The following is an 18,228-nucleotide window of genomic DNA, read 5'->3' as shown; positions in this document are numbered from 1 at the left end:
GGCTGCGCTGAAACCGGGCGCGTTAAAGGGGCTGGTGTCGGAGGGGTTTTCTTTCAACTTATGTGTCGATGTATGCTGTCTTGAGGCGGTCGTGCCACGGGTCCAGGTACGCGCCGGTCTCGCGGCGCAGGTACGCCTCGATCGGGTGCACGTCGTAGCCGAGCTCCTGGGCGTAGGCGACGGTGTGCGTCTGGTACCGGGCCGGGCCGGTCGGCCGGGTGCCGTCCGGGGTGAACGGTGAGGGCCGGCACGGATCCAGCTCGATGTGGGACAGGTCGACCAGCCAGGAGCCGGGGATCTTCGGGTTGAACGTCGGGGTGTGGAAGTGGTCCGGGGCGGACAGGCCAACGACCAGGCGGGCCGCGGCGGCCAGGAACGCGGTGTTGAGGTCCAGGCCGACCGCGAAGGGCAGCGTGCACTCCTCATCGCTGGTGACGATGCGCAGGCCAAGGCAAGCGTGGAAGCGTTCATCGAGAGCCTCGGGATGCGCCCACTGGACGTCGGCGGCCTGAAAATGGCGCACTGGCTGGAAGGAGCGGGCGTGGTCACTGTGGGCCTCGCCAACCACGGGGTGGGAAACTTGGACTTCGCCCTCAGCGTCACCGAGCTTCCCGCCTGAGCAAACGCTCGACGGACTACCGAAAAAGGAGCGCCCGCCGCCGCATCACGGCGACGGGCCTCCTGGTGATGTCGAGCCTGCTGTCCATATCGAGGTGAAGTCTCCCGGGTTCGTGCAGCGGGCTTTATCCCCTGCGAGAACTCCGCGACCCGCACGTCCGCACCGAGCAACAGACTGGAACGCCCGCTACGCGATCCGCTCCGGAGTTGAGGGCACGCCACGGACACGGCATGCGCCGTTCAACCGCCTCCTCGGCCATTCTCTGGGGTCCGATCTCGTGTGGTGTGACGTTGTCTGATCCTCTTCGTTGGTCTCTGGGACGACGGTTTTCTGGGGGTGTGGTGCTTGTGGTGGGCCGTCGCGTGAGGTGCACGACAGGGGAAGTGGATGGACGCGTTCTTGGTCCGCATGCCGTCGGGAAGCCGGTACTGGACAGTCATTGACGACCAGTTGCAAGTGATGCCGGTCGCGGACCGGTACCTGCGGGATCTCAGGTTCGGCCGAAGCCGCGCCGAGCTGACCACGAAGTCGTACGCCGGGGCCATCGCGTTGTACATGCGGTGGTGCCTGCGCATGGGTCGCGACTGGTCGACAGCGGCGGGCGACTTGGGGCTGTTCATCGTCTGGCTCAAGTACAGCTCCGGCGGGGCCTCGCAGGTCGTAGTGGCAGGGCCCGGGGTGGACCAGGTCCGCCGGGAGCGCCGGATCAACGGGGTGCTGACCGGAGTACGCGGTTTCTGGCGCATGCGGTGGCGGCGAAGGAGGCGCCTGGATGGGTCCTCGGGCCGCTCTTCGAGATCGCCAGCACGCAGGATCTACCGCTGGAGGCCCAGGGCGAGGACGCTGGGGTCGGCTATCGGCTCGGCGCCCGGCACCGGCTGCAGGAGCCCGAGATCGAGGTGAACCGGGCCAGTGACGAGGAGATTGTCGCGCTGCTGCATGCCTGCCGTTCGGCACGCGACCGGCTGATCGTTCTCCTGCTGGCCCGGGTGGGGCTGCGCGTCGGGCAGCTGGCGGGCCTGCGTCGCTGCGATGCCCATCTGATGGTGGACTCCCGCGTTCTGGGCTGCGATGTCGAGGGGCCGCACCTGCACGTCGTGCGGCGCCAGAACACCAACACCGCGTGGTCCAAGCGGCGTTCTTCGATCTGGTTCCCGGTCGACTTCCTCGTGGTCCAGGCATTCGACCAGTACGTCTACGAGCGTCATGAGTTCCTGGGCAACGACGGCAGCGACTTTCTGCTGGTGAACCTCTTCCGCCCGCCGCTGGGCTCGCCGGTCACCCCGGATGCGGTGGGTTAGCTGGTCGAACGGCTTGCCCGGAGAGCGAGCTTGGAGCGGCACCTCACCCCGCACATGCTCCGGTGGGCGTTCGGCAGCAACGTCGCCGACGCCGGGGGCTCGCTCGACGAAGTACAGCGGCTCCTCGGTCAGAAGGACCCGCGCTCACCCCGCCCCTACCTCAGCCCTGACGTCCGGCGGCTGCGGGCCGCGGTCGGCCGGGTTCCCAGCCCGCGCGAGAACGGCCAGGAGGACCGATGAGCCTGGCGGCAGCGCCTTACCGGGCGCGCCGACGCATCGACATCTCGTGCCGATCCGGTGATGGCGGCTGTTGCCGAGGACTTCCTGACGAGCATCTGCTGGGATCCCGCGGCCAGGACCATCGTCTTTCCCCAGCAGCATCCCCAACTCGGCTGGCGGCCCTGCCGGATTCAGGGATGCGGCGAAGCCATCACGGCCAGTACCAGGCTGTGCTCGCCCTGCGGCTTGCGCTGGAAGCGCGACGGCCGTCCCTTGGAGGAGTACGCGAGCTCGGCCACGAAGGACCCGCGGGCCGACCGACTCCAGGTCGGCACCGTTCTCTGTCACGTCCCTGGATGCCGGCGGATCTGGCGGAGCTCGGTCCCGCAACTGTGCACCACGCACGAAGGGCAACAGCAGCGCCGACGGCTCTCGCTCGAGGAGTTCATCCGCCAGCCCGGCATCCGGCCGCTCCCGGCCTACGGCCCTTGCGAAGTGATCGCCTGCGGACGCCAGCGACAGGGCATCAACTCGACCTACTGCAGCGCACACGCCGCCCGGCTGAGTGCACTGCGACGCAAGGGCCTCCTCCTCGACGAAGACCACTGGCGCCGCACGGAACCGCCGGTCTCCTCGAAGGACATCGTCAGCCTCCGGGGCCTGCCGGACCTGGTGACCGCGGAGCTGTTGTTCGGACTGCAGGAACGGACCCGCAGCGGCCGCCGCACCGCCTTCTGGGTCTTTCGCCCTGTCTGCACCGCCCTGCTGGCCACCAGCGCGGCCTCCCTCCTCGACCTCGACGCCGCACCACTTGGCCGCGGCAGTCGCGATCTCGTCCACGGTTTCACCAAGGCAGTGGACCTGGTCGGGCTGTCGGCGGAGACGGAACGGCACAAGGACACCTGGGACTGCCGGGCCTTCGGCTGCAGCGGCCTCCTCCGCTTCGCCCGCATCAGCCAGCCCTGGCTGCGCGAGGCGATGAAACGCTGGGCCTACGACGACCTTCCTCGACGACGCGGTGACAACCCGGGCGGCACCGTCCAGGACGTCATCAACTCGATGATCCAGTTCTCCGACAGCCTCCGGATCCAACGGCCGGACGACGGAGCAACCCCAACTGGTCTGTCCCGCCTGGACATCACCGCTTTCACCAATCGTCTGGCCTACCTCCAAGAGCAAGAGAAGATCACTGCAAACCGTCGGCTGACGATCAGCCGCCACGTCCGTCGCTGCCTCAACCGGATGCGGGCCCTGGCTCTGACCCGGCCGCACGAGCCGCTGCACGGCCTTCCGGACGACGTTGTCCTGCGCGAGGAAGACATCCCGGACGAGCCCGAGGACGCCGAAGCCGGCCGGGACCTGCCCGACGAGGTGATGCGGGTCGTCGTCGCTGAACTCCCCAAGCTCGACGACCGCTCCAGCCCAGAGATCCGCACCGCTATCGAGATCCTCATCGACACCGGCCGCCGCCCCGGCGAGGTCTGCAAGCTGCCCTGGGACTGCCTCGCCCGTGATGACGACGGCCAGCCGGTCTTGATCTACTCCAACCACAAGGGCCATCGCCTGAGCCGACGCCTCCCCATCGCCCAGGAGACATCCGAGCTGATCCTCCGACAGCAGCAACGAGTACGCGAACGCTTCCCTCACACCCCACAGAAGGAGCTCAAACTGCTGCCCAGCGCCGTCATCAGCAAGGAAGGCCGCAGGCCGATCACCGCCGGATGGCTCAGTGACCGACACCGCACATGGGCGGACGCGATGCCCGACATCGTGATCCCGATTCCCGGCAAGGACGGCAAGCCCACGTTGGTGCCGTTCGACAAGGACAAGATCTTCCTCTATGCCTACCGGCACAGCTATGCCCAATGGCATGCCGACGCCGGTGTCCCAGTCGATGTGCTCAAAGAGCTCATGTCACACCAGCAGTTGTCAACCACACAGGGGTACTACCGGGTCAGCGAAGAACGACGGCGAGAGGCCGTCGACCGTGTCACGGCCATGCAGTTCGACCGCCACGGCAACCGCATCTGGCGCAAGGCACAAGCCCTCCTCGACTCCGAGCGAGCCCGCCGGGCCATCGGCGAAGTCGCCGTTCCCTATGGCCTCTGCACCGAACCAGCCAACGTCGCCGCGGGCGGCAAGGACTGCCCGGTCCGATTCCGCTGCGTCGGCTGCGGCCACTTCCGCACCGACGCCTCCTACCTCCCCGACCTCGAGGCATACCTCAGCGACCTCCTACGGAACCGCGAACGTCTCGCCTCGGCCCTCGACGCCGACGACTGGGCGAAAGCCGAAGCGGTGCCGTCCGATGAGGAGATCACCCGGGTCCGACGCCTCATCCGCCGGGTCAAGACCGACCTCGACGACCTGCTGCCGGAGGAACGAGCCGAGCTCGACGAGGCCATCGCGTTCGACCGCCGAGGCCGACGCCCGGTTCACATCGGCATGCCCCAAGTCCGCCAGCCTCGCCCCGACTTCCAGCCAGGACACAGCTCATGACCTCTTCCCTGCAGGACGGGCGCCAGGCCGCCACTTCCCGCCGCCGCGAACGCGCTCGCACCGCCCTGCGTGAAGTACTCGCCGCCGGCGAACCCGTCAGCATCTCCGGCATCGCCCGGCGAGCCGGCCTGGACCGCAGCTTCTTCTATCGCCACAGCGACCTGCTCCAGGAGATCCAAGCCGCGGAGACGCAGACGCAGGCCGTCGACGGGCACGGCGTCACCTCGGCGTCGCTGCAAGCGGATCTCGCGAACGCCAACGATCGCAACAGTCGCCTCACCGCCCGGATCCGCCAGCTCGAGGAGGCCTTGTCACGGGCCCTGGGCGAGCGGGTCTGGCAGGAATCCGGGCTCGGCGCCCCGACCGACATCCACGCACTTCAAGAGCGGATCACCCAGCTTGAACAGCACAATGCGGACCTGACCGCCGAACTGTCCGAACGAGAAGAAGACCTCGTCGCGGCCCGAGCAGCCAACCGCCAGCTCATGGCCACCCTCAACGCGAGTTCGTGAAGTCCCGCACAGCGCACATCGCCCGATTCAGCGATTGCACCACACCTGTCGCACTGCCATCCTCAACCCGTCAGAACGCCCACCTGCACAAACATGGGCAGCCGACCATCTGCGGCACTCGGGTCCCCCAGAGAACGGCCAGCTTTATCACTGCCTGAAGAACCACGAGTTGTTCGATGAAGTGACAGCGTTCCCTCGCTCGCATGCCGCTGCGGCTTGACTTTTAGCTTCGTGAGGCGTCTGGCTCGTCCTCTCGCCTCACACACCCAACTCCGCCTCGCCCGGCCCCTCGCCGAAGACCTCCGCAAACCCTGGGAGCGGCCCCCACGCCAAGGGCGCCTCACACCCGCACGCGTCCGTCGAGGATTTCGCTGTCTCCACGGGAAATCCCCTCAGCCGGCCAGCGCACCGAAACCCACCATCGCAGGTCCCGGCCGACCAACCGGCATGAAGAACAGGCACCGTGCACACGTGCACCCCGTCGGGAAACAGGGCAAGCCGGACCCAACGCCTGACCTCATCACCAGCACGACTGGATAAACGGCAAGCTTAGTGTCCATTGGCTGGTTCGGGGAGGAGGTCCCTCGGCCTGCGGGTGCGCAGGCCGAGGGGTGGTGGGTCCTGCCGGGATCACCAGGTGATGCGGGCGGCGCCGTTGCCGCCCACACCACCATTGCTGCCAGGGTTGTCGAGACCTTGGTCGCCTGCGCCGCCTGTGCCGCCTGTGCCGCCCTCGCCTACGCCTGCGCAGAACTGGGTGTAGGGCGTTCGGGGGGAGCCGTCCGCACATGGTTTGAGGACAGCCCCATCAGCCATGCTCAGACCCTGGGAACCTCCGCCGCCTCCGCCACCGCTGCCGCTGCCCGTTCCGGCGCTTCCGCCTCCACCGCCCCCACCATCAGTGCGAAGGAGGCCGGCGCCAGCGCCACCTCCGCCGCCACCTCCGCCGCCAGCGGCACCACGGCCACCCGAGCCCTGGCTTCCGCCCGCGCCGTTGCCGCCGCTGCCGCCGTTACCGCCTCCTCCGGCGAAGCGGCCACTGGCACTGCCGCCGCTGCCACCGTCGCCGCCACCACCGCTACCCCCGTCGCCGGCTGAGCCGCTCTGGTAGCCGTAGTCACCGCCGCCGCCACCGCCGCCGGCACCACCACCGGCAGCGATGAGGCTTGAGCCGTAGAAGGTGCACGTTCCTGGAGTGCCGAGGTGGAGGGTGAGTGAACTGGGAGCAGGGGAAATGACCTTCCGTATGTAGGCGCCGCAGCCACCGTCCCCTCCAGTACCTCCTGGATGGCCATACGCGTATCCGTAGCCGGCACCGCCGCTGCCTCCGTTACCCCCAGGTCCCCAGAGTTCGAGGGTGATGGTGGTGACGTCGGTGGGGACGGAGAAGTCGTTGCCGTTGTCGTTGTTGTTGGGGTCGGTGTAGAGGGCGAGGTTGGCGGTTTTGGCGCTGGGGATGACAGGGGCCCAGTTGGTGCCGGTGACGAGGTGGGCGCTGTCTTGGACGTTGCCGGATGTTCCGTCGAGGATGGGGGCGGCCCAGGTGAGGCCGTTCTTGAGGTCGTTGGGGAGGTTGCTCCATTGGTTGCTGATGGGTTGGGCGCCGGAGGTGAAGCCGTCCTCGGGCTTGTGGGTGGTGGCGTCGATGAGGTAGCACCAGTTGTCGCCGAAGAACCAGATCTTCTTTTTCTTGTCCGCGGTGAAGAAGGCGGCCTCGACTTTGTTGAGGGCGAAGGCTCCCCCGTAGCCGAATAATTCGGAGATGGGCATGGGGTTGGTGACGTCGTCTGTTTCTGGTGTGCGGTCCGTGAAGGATCCTGTTGCTTCGAGGGTGTAGTAGATGCAGTTGGTGCCGTTGAACAGGTAGACGTGGCTGGTGTCTACGCAGAGGGTGCCGTCGACGGTGTTCCAGGGGATGGCCCAGTGGCCGAACAGGCCGGGGTCTGCTGACGAGGTCCCTACGATTTTTCCCTGGCCGTCGGGTGTGTCGCCGAACCAGGGGCGTTTGGTGCCGGACCATTCGTAGCGGTCGTAGGTGTTGGCTGCGGTGTTGAGGCAGTACAAGCTCGGTACGCGGTAGCCTTTGCCGTCAAACGGGGTATTGATCCCCGGCGCTGAGAACGCCGCACTATAGGATTTCATGTCCTAGCCTATTCGAGGTTGGCGGGGTACCGGGCGGGCGGCGTTTCACCCCTTGTCATGGCAGGCCAGGCTGCCAGAACTGCTGCCCTCACCCGCGCCTGCTTTCAGGAGCCGCACCGGTCGGCGCTGTCCCCTTGTTTCATTTCTCGCTCCGGTATAGGTGCGGTCCGCGTTGTTTGCCCTCGCCTTGCTTGGTCCGCGCCGACCAGGTACTCCGCGCCCTCCACGGCCTCTGACCTGGAGCCGCACATGGCCCTGGAAGGGCCCGGCTGAGCCGCGCAGGAGGCCGCCGAGGCCTCCTGCCGCTGGGGAGCACCCCTTATCGCGCTTACTGAGCTTTTCGCCCTGTGGGGGTGTGTTTGATCCCTGGTCAGGTTGCGCGCCAGTTGAGGGTGGCTTCGCCGGTGAGGCGGCGGGCTATGAGGTCGATCATCGCGAGGTGGATCATGGCTTCGGACCAGTGTGGGTGGGTTTCGTAGTCGCGGGCGAGTCTGCGGTGGTGCATGAGCCAGCCGGTGCTCCGCGCGATGGTCCAGCGTCTGGGTATGACCGTGAACCCCTTGATGCCCGGCGGGCGTTGGACGGGGTGGACGTCGATGCCCAGGCGGGCGCCGTGGTCGATGGCGGTGGTCCGGTAGCCGGCGCCCACCCACGCCTTGCGTATCTGCGGGTGGGGGGGCGGCGATGCGGGTGAGCAAGGTGACACCGGCCGCGGTGTCGGAGACGCTCGCGGCGGTGACCAGCACGGTCAGCAGCGGCGGTGACCAGCACGGTCAGCAGCGGCCCGACCCTGACCAGGGCCCCGTCACCGTCCACCGCCTCGATCAGCACCGACGACAGCTGCGGCAGCAGGTCCTTCAGCTCGACATCACAGGCAACCAGCCTGCCGCACCGGGACAACCGGACCGACTGCAACGAGACAGTCGATCAACGGCTACGAAATTCTTGGGAGACCCGTTGATTGGACAGTCCCCACCAGGCCGCAGTCACAACCCAGAGTCTCGACCAAACCCGGAACGGTTCAACCCCAGTTCGAGGCTAATCACCTGGTACAACGCTTGCCGTTGAGTTCGAAGGTTGCCGGGGGTGCGGGTGTTGGTTTGGTGGAGTAGTAGTAGGTGAGGATGCTGACGGTAACAGTGCTTCGGGGGTTGATGCCAACACCTTTGTTTTCCGTGACAGTCATGTTCCTGCCGGTCGTTGGGGAGACGACATAGCCATCCGGATTGCGGACGATGCCCCTTTCTTCACCGAAGGTGAACTTTAGATTCCAGCGACCGGGGATCGCTGAATTACCGGTATTAGTGATGTCGATCATGACAAGATAAAAATAGTAGCCGAGCACGGGCTTGTGGTACTGGGCCTGCTTGGTGGTAACTCGGCATGTAGGGGCGACGACCGTCCAGGTGAAGGTCGCTGATCCGGTGGCGCCTGCGGTGTGGGTGGCGGTGACGGTGACGGTGGAGGTGGCGACGGTGGTGGGGGCGCCGGAGATCAGCCCGGTGCCGGGGTTGATGGACAGGCCGGTCGGCAGGCCGCTGGCGCTGTAGGTGAGCGTCTGCTCGGGGTCGGAGTCCGAGGCCTGGATCTGCAGGTTGACCGGCGTACCTGCCACGGAAGTCTGGTTACCCGGATTGGTGACCGCCACGGAGGCATCGCTAGTGGTGACGCTGGAGATGTCGAAGATGTGCAGGGCGGGGCTGCTTGGTTCCAGCGGGCCCCCCGGGGGCAGGGCGAGGGAAGCGAGACTCTTACCCGGGGTGAGGGCGACGGTCTGCGAAAAGATGCTGGTCGGGTAGGAGGTCTCTGGCCCGTTCCGGCGGTCGGTGCTGATAGCCAGGGCTCCGTCGCTCGGCGGGGTGGTGGACAACCAGTCGGGCGAGCTGAGGGTGTAGCTCTGGGCGGAGCCGTCGGTGTAGGTGATGGTTCCGGTTCCTGTTGCCGCCCCGTTGCTGGCCGACAGCAGGAATCCTAGCTTGTCGGCGGTTCCGGACAGGGAGATGGTCTGTCCCTGGGCCACTGTGTTGTCGCTGGCGCCCACGGGTACGTCCGGGAAGGTGAACCGCATCCCGGATGAGTTGATGGCCGCCCCGCGCGCGGCGCCAGCGGCCGTCAATGCCTCCTGGGAATAGCTGTTTCCGTGGCGGTCAAAGTTGGCCACTGAGGGGTCGCTGTCTGGGCTGATGCCGACGTTGTCGTAGCAGGCGCCCAGGCTCGCGCAGGAGTCCGCCGCAGTCGCTGTCGGCGGCTGCGTGGCAACCACGGCGCTGCCGGTGAGCATTACCGCAGCAAGGGCCAGCCGTGTGCCGTGTTTCAGATGCCGGAAGCGTGGCCAAGCATTCAAGCTGCATCCTTCTAATCGGTTCCCGCGCTTACGAATCTTCACCGTGTTGCTTCTCTCGTTGAGTGGGTGGGCGTCTTCAACTGGTCAGGTTGTGGTCCGGGGAAAGGTCTGAACGCATCAGCGTGTACGAAGTTATGTACCGTGGGGTTCGTTGTGCAGTGCCTAGTTCTGGTATAGGTGCATTCCTTGTTGTCTTCCCTCGCCGGTACGGCGGCTCTGTGCCACCGTCGAGCCGGGGCGCCCGCCGAGCTGAGCAGATGGCCGCCGAGGCCGCCCCCCTATGGTTGTGAACGTAAGTTGGAGCTCTGGTCCACTACGTGTGGTTCGGGCACGGCAGGGATACACGCTGAGTTTGGGTGTGACGAGCAAGCGAAGGCGGTGTACCGGGATGTTGGGATCTACCTTTCGATGCTGGGTATCGGAGGGGTCATTGGTGTTGCAGGTGTTTGCTGAGTTCGGAGACGGCCCTACTCGCAGTGCGAAAGCCCGCAAGAACTACTCCGGCACGAGCCCGCTCTCGAGGGCTTCTGGCAGGAGCCACACCGGCCGGGCCCGCGACGTTGCGTCATCTGGGACCCGTGGCGTCGTGTGATGAGTTCGTCGGTGTGCTGTTCCCGTACCTCAGCCCGGTGCTAGTGGAGGATGCCTCTCACGGGCAGGACGGTCCGTCCACACCGTGGCCAGAACGCAGGATGACAGCGTGTCGTGTCCGGACTGTGCGGCCGGGGCCCGCGGGGTGCACAGCACGTACGAACGGTGCCTGGCCGACGGCCCCGTCGGGGGCCGACTGGTGCTGATCCGGCTCACAATCTGCCGTCTGTACCGCGAGAACGCGCGATGCCTGCGTCGTACCTTCGTCGAACAAGTCGACGGCCTGACGGTCCGATTGGGACGAACCCCCGTGTGGTGCGGTTGATGGAGGGCTCTTGCCTCATTGGTACAGGGGCGAGCCCTAGAGATCATCTGGGCCTTCGAGTCCTAGCGGCAGACGGGGCGCCCTGTGCTCAGAATCCTTCAACACGAGTCAAGGGATGAGGCATGGACAGATGTTGGTTCGTCACACGCAACCGGATTCGGTCCGAGACAGGCAATCTGGCATCACCGTGCCAAATCTCTGCACCGATGCTGTTCTCTAGTCGTGGCCTGAGCCGATCGTGTGGATTACCTCTTGATACATCACGAGCGATCCAGCTCTGTAGAGGGCCGAGGCCCACGCGACCCGCACTTGACCTCGAACGACATGGGGTTCCTGACAGTGTCCGCTGGCCGGTTCGGGGAGGAGGAGGTTTTCCGGCCTGTGGGTTGCAGGCCGGGCAACCGTTGGTCTTGCTGGGGTTACCAGGTGATGCGGGCGGCGCCGTTGCCTCCGGGGTTGCCTGGGGTGCCGCCGAATCCGATGGTGCTGTCGGAAAAGCTCGTGTAGGGGGTGCGGGGGTCTCCGTCGGCGCAGGGTTTGAAGAGGGCTCCTGTGGGATAGTTGCTGGGCCCTTGAGCGCCGCCCCCGCCCCCGCCCCCGCCCCCACAGTTGCCGGCGCCGCCGCCGGTGCCACCACTGCCGAAACCGCCGAAGCCGGCGCCGCCGCCTCCACCGCCTCCGCCGCCGAACATGCCGACCAAGCGTGGGGAGCCGCCACCATTTTGTCCGGCGCCGCCAGCGCTGCCGCCTCCGCCGCCGCCTGGGGCGGTGCCCTGGGTTCCGGAGCCTCCTGTGCTGCTGCCGTTGCCTCCGAAGCCTCCTGTGCCGTTGTTTGTGTTGCTCCCTGAGGCGCCGGTGCCGCTGTCGCCGGTGCCGCCGTTGCCGCCTCCGCCGCTGCCTCCGGTGCCGCCTTCGCAGCCTTCCCTGACTCCGATGCCGCTGCCGCCGTTGCCGCCTGCGCCGCCTCCGCCGCCGGCGTAGAGGTTTTGGTCGGGGCAGGAGGTGTAGTCACCAGGGGCACCGACATGGACGGAGAGTTGGGAAGGGGCAGGCTTGATGACGTTTCTGATGTAGGCGCCGGCACCCCCGTTGGCACTGCTGCCGCCGCCTCCGGGCCCCCAGAGTTCGACGGTGACCTGTGTGGCGATGGTGGGGATGTTGCACTGCTGGTCGCTGGGGGTGGTGTAGGTCCGCATGCGGGCGGTTTTGGTGCTGGGGGTGACGGGGCACCAGGTGGTGTCGGTGTCGAGGTGTGCGCTGTCTTGGACGTTGCCGGATGTTCCGTCGAGGGTGGGGGCGGCCCAGGTGAGGCCGTTGGTGAAGTCGGCGGGGAGGCCGGCCCAGCCGGTCCAATGGTTTCCTTGTGCGTTGGTTGTGGCGTTGATGTTGAGGGCTGTGGGTTTTCCGTTGCTGTCTTGGAAGTCGGGCTCGGGGGTGTGGGTGGTGAAGTCGATGAGGTAGCACTGGTTGTTGCCGAAGAACCAGATCTTCTTGTTGGCGGTGAGGAAGGCGGCGTCGACTTTGGGGAGGGGGAAGACCATGGATTTGTTGTAGGTGGACCCGAATACTGAGGAGATGGGTATGGGGTCGGTGACGGCGTCGGTTTTGGGTGTGTGGTCGGTGTAGGAGCCTGTTGCTTCGAGGGTGTAGTAGATGCAGGTGGTGCCGTTGAACAGGTAGATGTGTTTGGTGTCTACGCAGAGGGTGCCGTCGACGGTGTTCCAGGGGATGGCCCAGTGGCCGAACAGGCCGGGGTCTGCTGAGGTCCCTACGAGTTTTCCCTGGTCGTCGGGTGTGTCGCCGAACCAGGGCCGTTTGGTGCCAGCCCATTCGTAGCGGTCGTAGGTGTTGGCTGCGGTGTTGAGGCAGTACAGGCTCGGTGCGCGGTGGCCGTTGCCGTCAAAGGGGGTTTGCACTGCCGGCGCTGAGAACGCCGCATTATAGGATTTCATGTTCTGGCCTATTTCGGTCGAGGTTGGCGGGGTGCCGGGCGGGCGGTGTTTCACCCCTTGTCATGGCAGGCCGGGCTGCCAGGCAACTAAACGAACCAGGCTCTCACCCGCGCCTGCCTTCAGGGGACGCACCGGGCGGCGCTGTCCCCCTACTTCGTTTCTCGCTCCGGTATAGGTGCGGCCCGCGCTGTTTGCCCTCGTCTTGCTTGGTCAGCGTCGGCCAGGAATGAAACCGGGCATGGTTGGGTCCGACATCCCCTCTGCTGCCCCTGCTCCCATGCCTGTTGTGCATGGGGTCGGCGGTGGTCGGCAGGTGACTTCGGGGAGAGAGCGGGATTGTTGGGTGCTTCGCATCCACGGGGTCTGCGCCCTCGTCAGCGAGAGGGGGCGAGAGCATGGCGGCACATATAAGGATCAAGTGGCTCGCTCGGTCCACTCCTTGGTAGGCCGCGCACAGGACCACATGACACTAGTGGAGCGCAGTGAAATGACAGGAACAACCCGTGATGACTTGCTGCCAACGCTAACTGTGGACAACTTAATAGATAAGCTCTCTTCGTTGCTCTTATCGCAGCCAGACGGCCCATGCGTCGCAAATAACGCCATGACCAAGGAAAGGCAGTGGGTGAAATCCATCGTTCCCTTGGTTATTCCTTTATATTCGTGGGCGGCGGCGCTGTTGGCGTGAACTGGAGTACGGCCCTGCAGGCGAAGCAGGCCCTTGAGGTGCTAAAAGGGTACTCAGCTCAAGGTCATGGAAGTTACGCCTGCCGCTTATCCTACGATGACCACAACTTCCAGTTATATAGAGTTGTCGATGTTTATGGACAACCGAAGAACGCCGCCGACTATTTGACGCTAATCACTACCGATGGTTATGAATATCCCTGAGTGAACCGTTTTTATCCTGTCTCGCAGGGGTGAAACGGTCTCGTCAGTGGGATCGCGTGACGAGGCGAGTCTCCTGGTCGCCGCGCCATTGTTCTTCACGCACCGCGCGGCGGCCGGACGCTTCTTCCGCTTTCCTCTCTGTGAGTGGGGGATGGGGTAGCGGTGTTTGGTCAGCAGTGGGTTTGATATTCCAGGCCGTGTTTGTACGCGGGTCGGTGCGCGGATATCCGTGATCGTGTCGACTGTCATGAGTTGACTGCCGGAATGCCTAGCGTAGGCCGTCCCTTGCTGTCATGGAGTTGCCTCTTCTGGTGCGCGGGGTCTGGGGGCCCTGGTGTCCTGGGCGGTCTCGGCACAGTGATCGGAAGCGGCGCAGGACAGTGGCTGTTGGATCTGTTCCAGCTCTATCTGCAGTGATCCGCACGAGGCGAAGCCCTTGCCTCCCATGCCGCGGATGGATCTGTTCCTTAGGCCCTGTCTCTCGGATCATGTGCGGAGCCAGATGGTGAGTGCTGCGAGGGTGAGGGTGCCGAGGGGCCTTGACCCCTGGTGTCGGACACACGAGACACTGGGTCCTGAGGATCTGAGAACGGACATCTCGTGGTCATGAAGAACTACCCGCCGGAGTTCAAGACGGACGCGGCCGCGCTGTACGAGTCGCGGCCCGATGCGACGATCACGTCGGTCGCCGCGGATCTGGGGATCAATCCGGAGACCTTGCGGAACTGGGTGAGGGCTGCCGGAGCAAGCCGTCCGCGGGGACGCCGGACGCCGGAACTGGCCCAGCCGCCGGCCCCGCTGGAGGCGGAGAATGCGGCTCTGCGGAAGAAAGTCCGCGAGCTCGAGGAGGAACGCGAAATCCTGCGGAAGGCGGCGAAGTATTTAGCCGGGGAGACGCGCTGGTGAACCGCTTCCAGTGCGTCGCCGGCCTTCAGCGCCGCTACGGCGTGAAGCGGCTCTGCAACGTCCTTGGCGTCAGACGCTCGAGCTTCTACTACTGGCGCCGGACAGCCGCCGACTGGGCCGTCCGGCAGGCGGCCGCCCGGATACGGGCGGTGCACCAGGAATCGGACGGCACTTACGGAGCCCCGAGGATTACCGCCGAGCTCCGCGAGACGAACGGTGAGGCGGTCAATCACAAGCGGGTCGCCAGGATCAGGCGGGAGTCCGGGATCGAAGGGGTTCGACTGCGCCGCCGGCACCGCACCACCGTCCCCGATCCAACCGCAGCCAAGGCTCCGGACCTGATCCGCCGCGACTTCGCCGCGGGCAAGCCGAACACGAAGTACGTCGGCGACATCACCTACCGGCCCATCGACGGCGGGAAGTTCTGCTACCTGGCGACCGTCATCGACCTCGCCTCGCGCCGTCTGGCCGGCTGGGCGATCGCCGACCACATCCGCGCGGATCTCGTGACCGACGCCCTGGCCGCGGCCGTCCGCACCCGCGGAAGTCTCGCGGGATCGATCATGCACACCGGCCACGGAGCCCAGTACACGAGCAGTGCCTTCGTCGAAGCCTGCAGGTCAGCAGGGGTTCGACGAAGCATGAGCGCGGTCGGCTCCAGCGCGGATGACGCACTCGCCGAGTCCTTCAACGCGCCCTAAAGGGGACGAAAGAGCTGGCCCAACGAGCGCGAGGCCCGACTCGACGCATTCAGATGGCTCCACCGCTACAACACCCGGCGCCGACACTCCCACCTCGGACAACGATCACCGATCGCCTTCGAGAACGCCTTCCACCTCACACCAACTACGCTGACACCAGCGGCATAACCCGTCTCCAGGATTCGGGGTCAAGGCCCCTGCTCAGCCTGGCCGTGCCTGCCTGCCGATTGGTTTGGGGAGGAGGTGGTTTCCCGGCCTGTGGGTTGGCAGGCCGGGAAACCGTTGGTCTGGCTGGGGTTACCAGGTGATGCGGGCGGCGCCGTTGCCTCCGGGGCTGCCCTTGCCTCCGTTCGGCTTGCCGCCGTAGCCTCCGAATCCCGTGCTGTCGTTGAATGCCATGTAAGGGATACGGGCGTCGGACCCTTCGGCGGCTTCCTTAAAGACGGCCCCGGTCGGATAATTGCTCGGGCCCTGGCTGCCGCCCCCGCCGCCGGCACCACCGTGGTTACCACCGCTGCCACCGTTCTGGCCGTCGCCACTACCCGCGTTGCTGGCGAGGGCGCCCCCGCCGCAGCTGCCGCCGAGGCCGCCAGCGCCGCCGCCAGCGCCGCCACCCCCGCCGCCGCCGGGGTTGCCGCCCTCGGCGACGCCGCCGAGGGTGCCGCCACCCCCACCCGTTCCGCCGTTGGGGCTACCATCGCCGCTACCCCCGTCGCCGCCTCCGCCGGCGCCCCCGTTGCCGCCGCCCCAGCCACCGTCGCTGCTTGCTGCTCCTCCTCCGCCGCCTCCTCCGCCGCTGCCGGCCACCAGGAGGTAGGAGTAGCTGGTGCGGTCGCCTGGGGCGCCGATGTAAACGGCGCTGGCGCCTACCGGGAGGTTGTACTTGATGTAGGCGCCGGCTCCGCCGTTGCCGCCGTTGCCGCCGTTGCCGCCGGCGCCGCCGTCGCCTCCGTTGCCTCCGGGGCCCCAGAGTTCGAGGGTGGCCTGCTCTACGCCGGGGGGGATGGTGAAGGGCTGCCTGCCGGGTTTGGTGAGGAGGATGAGGGTGGCGGTTTTGGTGCTAGGGATGACGGGGCACCAGTTGATGCCGGTGTCGAGGTATGCGCGGTCTTGGATGTCGCCGTTGGTGTCGAGGACGGGGACGGCCCAGGTGAGGCCGTTTTTGAGGTCATCGGGGAGGGAGGGCCATGCGTCGTTGATGTTGAGGGCTACGGGGTTTCCGTGGTCGCGGAAGCCGTCCTCGGGGATGTGGGTGGTGGCGTCGATGAGGTAGCACTGGTTGCCGCCGAAGAACCAGATCTTTTTCTTGTTGGCGGTGAGGAAGAGGAAGGCGGCGTCGATTTTGTTGAGGGGGAAGGCTCCCCCGTAGCCGAATACTGAGGAGATGGGCATGGGGTCGGTGACGGCGTCTGTTTCTGGTGTGCGGTCGGGGGACGTGCCTGTTGCTTCGAGGGTGTAGTAGATGCAGTCGGTGCCGTTGAACAGGTAGACGTGGCTGGGGTCCACGCAGAGGGTGCCGTCGACGGTGTCCCAGGGGATGGCCCAGTGGCCGAACAGGCCGGGGTCTGCTGACGAGGTCCCTACGAGCTTTCCCTGGCTGTCGGGTGTGTCGCCGGACCAGGGGCGTTTGGTGCCGGACCATTCGTAGCGGTCGTAGGTGTTGGCTGCGGTGTTGAGGCAGTACAGGCTCGGTGCGCGGTGGCCGTTGCCGTCAAAGGGGGTTTGCACTGCCAGCGCTGAGAACGCCGCATTGTAGGTAGTCATCATGGTGGTGCTTCCTTCCGGGCCGGGGTGGGCATTAAGCGGGTGTGCCTTCAGGGCGCTTCGGGTTGCAGGACCGCCCATCGGCCAAAACCTGTGTGAACAGCGTGGGAGATGTAATGCGTTGGGCTTGAGACCCCGATCACTGCGGCCGTGTTCTCGTCTCGCCCGTCGCAAATTCCTACATCTGATATAGGTGCGCCACCCGCCGGTTGCCCTCGCCTCCAGGGCAGCCGCTCCGTCGTTCGTATTCGCATGGTCAGCGGCTGCGCCTGGCGGGTCCTGTCGCTTTGGCTTTGGCGTCCCCCAATCCACGGTCCGTCGCTGCTTCCTGATCCGGTCCAGGGCCGGGGTGTGGGCGCCCACATGTGGCCCGGACCCGGAAATGGCAGGGGCAACGACCTGATCAGCAGTGGGACGTTCTCCCAGGACTAGATCATCTTCAGGGCGCGTTGAAGGAATGCGGTCAGCGACAGGATTTCCAGAACCCGACTGGCGCGTCCGTCTCGTTTTCCCGCGACACCGTGGCCGGGTCGGCCGCTGTTTTACCTGTCAGTCGTATCGGCGAATTCGATCGTTCACGATGCGCCGGGACCGGCTGCGTGACGGGATCGCACCGGACCCGCTTCCGCTGCCCTATTGGTGTTGTAGGGCTGGTTGTGCCATTCCAGGAAGATGTAATTACCTCTTGCCCCTGTATTCAGATCTTTGTTGTAATAGTTCCATCCGGCGGGGGGACTTGCATGTGAATTGTCCGTCACTTCGACCTGAAGCTGGTCTACGGGCTGGCCCTGGCTCGGATCGGTGGTTTGAGCCGCGTAAATCCATTCCCCGCCGGCTCCCTTGTTGAGGTCTGTGCCCGGATTGCACCAGTTATATCCTGCCGGCGGATAGGGGGTTTGGTCATGCTTCAGCCCTACGACGCAAAAGCTCGTGAGCGGGTCATATCTGCTGTCTTTCCTGTAGGCAAAGTACAGGTGGTCGCCGCGGGTGCCGCTGTTGAGGTCATGGGGCTCTTTGGTGTATCCCGCCGGAGGCTGGGCGTCCTGCCCGTCCAGGATGATGACGTCAGTGATCCTTTCCGACGCCCGAACTGCGTTGAGCTGGACGTTACTCTGCCACCTCGATGCGCCGTACGCACAATAGACCCAGACACCGGAATCAACCTTGACCTTGGCGCCGATCTTTTTGGGCGTCCCATTTGTGGCGGCATCAAAGTCTGCCCAGACATTGAACGGAATAGTTATTTCTCCCGTGCCGGGATCCTGAGTGGGGTCGCCGGCGTTCACGCTCCCATAGCACCAGCCCGAATGCCCCCACCAGGTCAATTCATCTTGGCTGTTGTAATCGATAAGCTTCGTGTTGTCCAGCACGTGCCCGGGGTCAAGCCAGACTGTGTTTCCGGTGTCATCGACCGGTTTAATATGAATTACCACCTCGACCATTTGCCTCCACGCATAGAACG

The 18,228-nt window shown here is 65.6% G+C and carries 10 protein-coding genes and 5 pseudogenes; 8 read left to right on the top strand and 7 right to left on the bottom strand.

The annotated features are described in order from the left end of the window. Positions 1 to 61 precede the first annotated feature (61 nt). Positions 62 to 430 (bottom strand): annotated as a pseudogene (locus E5671_RS00575) (telomere-associated protein Tap); the annotation flags it as partial. Here E5671_RS00575 and E5671_RS45780 point away from each other — a divergent pair. The 6 genes and pseudogenes from E5671_RS45780 to E5671_RS45765 form a co-directional block, all read left to right on the top strand. Then, positions 422 to 619: pseudogene (locus E5671_RS45780) on the top strand (NADP oxidoreductase); the annotation flags it as partial. The pseudogenes E5671_RS00575 and E5671_RS45780 overlap by 9 nt on opposite strands. A gap of 749 nt (positions 620 to 1,368) precedes the next feature. Further along, a complete protein-coding gene (locus E5671_RS45775; RefSeq protein ID WP_237329975.1) occupies positions 1,369 to 1,920 on the top strand; it encodes a hypothetical protein in 552 nt (183 codons plus the stop codon). 30 nt (positions 1,921 to 1,950) lie between these two features. Then, the gene (locus tag E5671_RS45770; RefSeq protein WP_237329974.1) at positions 1,951 to 2,160 is read left to right on the top strand and encodes a hypothetical protein; all 210 of its coding nucleotides are present in this window, start codon (positions 1,951 to 1,953) and stop codon (positions 2,158 to 2,160) included. A gap of 60 nt (positions 2,161 to 2,220) precedes the next feature. Next, positions 2,221 to 4,638, top strand: a complete 2,418-nt coding sequence (locus tag E5671_RS45185; RefSeq protein ID WP_202120914.1) for a tyrosine-type recombinase/integrase — start codon at positions 2,221 to 2,223, stop codon at positions 4,636 to 4,638. Then, positions 4,635 to 5,150, top strand: coding sequence for a DUF6262 family protein (locus E5671_RS00555; protein WP_160501866.1), 516 nt, complete (start codon positions 4,635 to 4,637; stop codon positions 5,148 to 5,150). Before E5671_RS45185 ends, E5671_RS00555 begins: the two co-directional genes overlap by 4 nt. Before the next feature lie 252 nt (positions 5,151 to 5,402). Beyond that, positions 5,403 to 5,690 (top strand): annotated as a pseudogene (locus tag E5671_RS45765) (NF041680 family putative transposase); the annotation flags it as partial. Positions 5,691 to 5,780: 90 nt separating this feature from the next. Here E5671_RS45765 and E5671_RS00550 read toward each other — a convergent pair. The 4 genes and pseudogenes from E5671_RS00550 to E5671_RS00535 form a co-directional block, all read right to left on the bottom strand. After that, a complete protein-coding gene (locus tag E5671_RS00550) occupies positions 5,781 to 7,214 on the bottom strand; it encodes a hypothetical protein (RefSeq protein ID WP_237329973.1) in 1,434 nt (477 codons plus the stop codon). Positions 7,215 to 7,662: 448 nt separating this feature from the next. After that, positions 7,663 to 8,047 (bottom strand): annotated as a pseudogene (locus tag E5671_RS00545) (IS5 family transposase); the annotation flags it as partial. A 287-nt stretch (positions 8,048 to 8,334) separates the two neighbouring features. After that, a complete protein-coding gene (locus tag E5671_RS00540) occupies positions 8,335 to 9,678 on the bottom strand; it encodes an Ig domain-containing protein (protein ID WP_336605608.1) in 1,344 nt (447 codons plus the stop codon). 1,293 nt (positions 9,679 to 10,971) lie between these two features. Beyond that, positions 10,972 to 12,468 carry a hypothetical protein gene (locus E5671_RS00535; RefSeq protein WP_160501864.1) on the bottom strand — a complete coding sequence of 499 codons (1,497 nt, stop codon included), beginning with the start codon at positions 12,466 to 12,468 and terminating at the stop codon, positions 10,972 to 10,974. 657 nt (positions 12,469 to 13,125) lie between these two features. On the opposite strand from E5671_RS00535, the gene E5671_RS00530 reads away from it, so the two are divergent. Both E5671_RS00530 and E5671_RS00525 read left to right on the top strand, forming a co-directional pair. Continuing rightward, positions 13,126 to 13,395, top strand: a complete 270-nt coding sequence (locus tag E5671_RS00530) for a hypothetical protein (RefSeq protein WP_160501863.1) — start codon at positions 13,126 to 13,128, stop codon at positions 13,393 to 13,395. Positions 13,396 to 13,995: 600 nt separating this feature from the next. Then, positions 13,996 to 15,170: pseudogene (locus E5671_RS00525) on the top strand (IS3 family transposase). 129 nt (positions 15,171 to 15,299) lie between these two features. On the opposite strand, the gene E5671_RS45180 reads toward E5671_RS00525, so the two are convergent. Together E5671_RS45180 and E5671_RS00520 are read right to left on the bottom strand one after the other, a co-directional pair. Further along, a complete protein-coding gene (locus tag E5671_RS45180) occupies positions 15,300 to 16,766 on the bottom strand; it encodes a hypothetical protein (RefSeq protein WP_202120912.1) in 1,467 nt (488 codons plus the stop codon). A gap of 575 nt (positions 16,767 to 17,341) precedes the next feature. After that, on the bottom strand, positions 17,342 to 18,208 hold the full coding sequence (locus E5671_RS00520; RefSeq protein ID WP_160501862.1) for a hypothetical protein: 867 nt from the start codon (positions 18,206 to 18,208) through the stop codon (positions 17,342 to 17,344). Positions 18,209 to 18,228 lie beyond the last annotated feature (20 nt).

Origin of the sequence: Streptomyces sp. BA2, assembly GCF_009769735.1 — a bacterium.
Lineage (GTDB): Bacteria > Actinomycetota > Actinomycetes > Streptomycetales > Streptomycetaceae > Streptomyces.
This window is presented reverse-complemented; position numbering and strand designations above follow the sequence as displayed.

Coding starts and splice junctions, on each gene's coding strand:
- E5671_RS45185 (WP_202120914.1), top strand. CDS start 2,221: ATGGCGGCTGTTGCCGAGGACTTCCTGACGAGCATCTGCTGGGATCCC.
- E5671_RS45180 (WP_202120912.1), bottom strand. CDS start 16,766: ATGACTACCTACAATGCGGCGTTCTCAGCGCTGGCAGTGCAAACCCCC.
- E5671_RS00555 (WP_160501866.1), top strand. CDS start 4,635: ATGACCTCTTCCCTGCAGGACGGGCGCCAGGCCGCCACTTCCCGCCGC.
- E5671_RS00520 (WP_160501862.1), bottom strand. CDS start 18,208: ATGGTCGAGGTGGTAATTCATATTAAACCGGTCGATGACACCGGAAAC.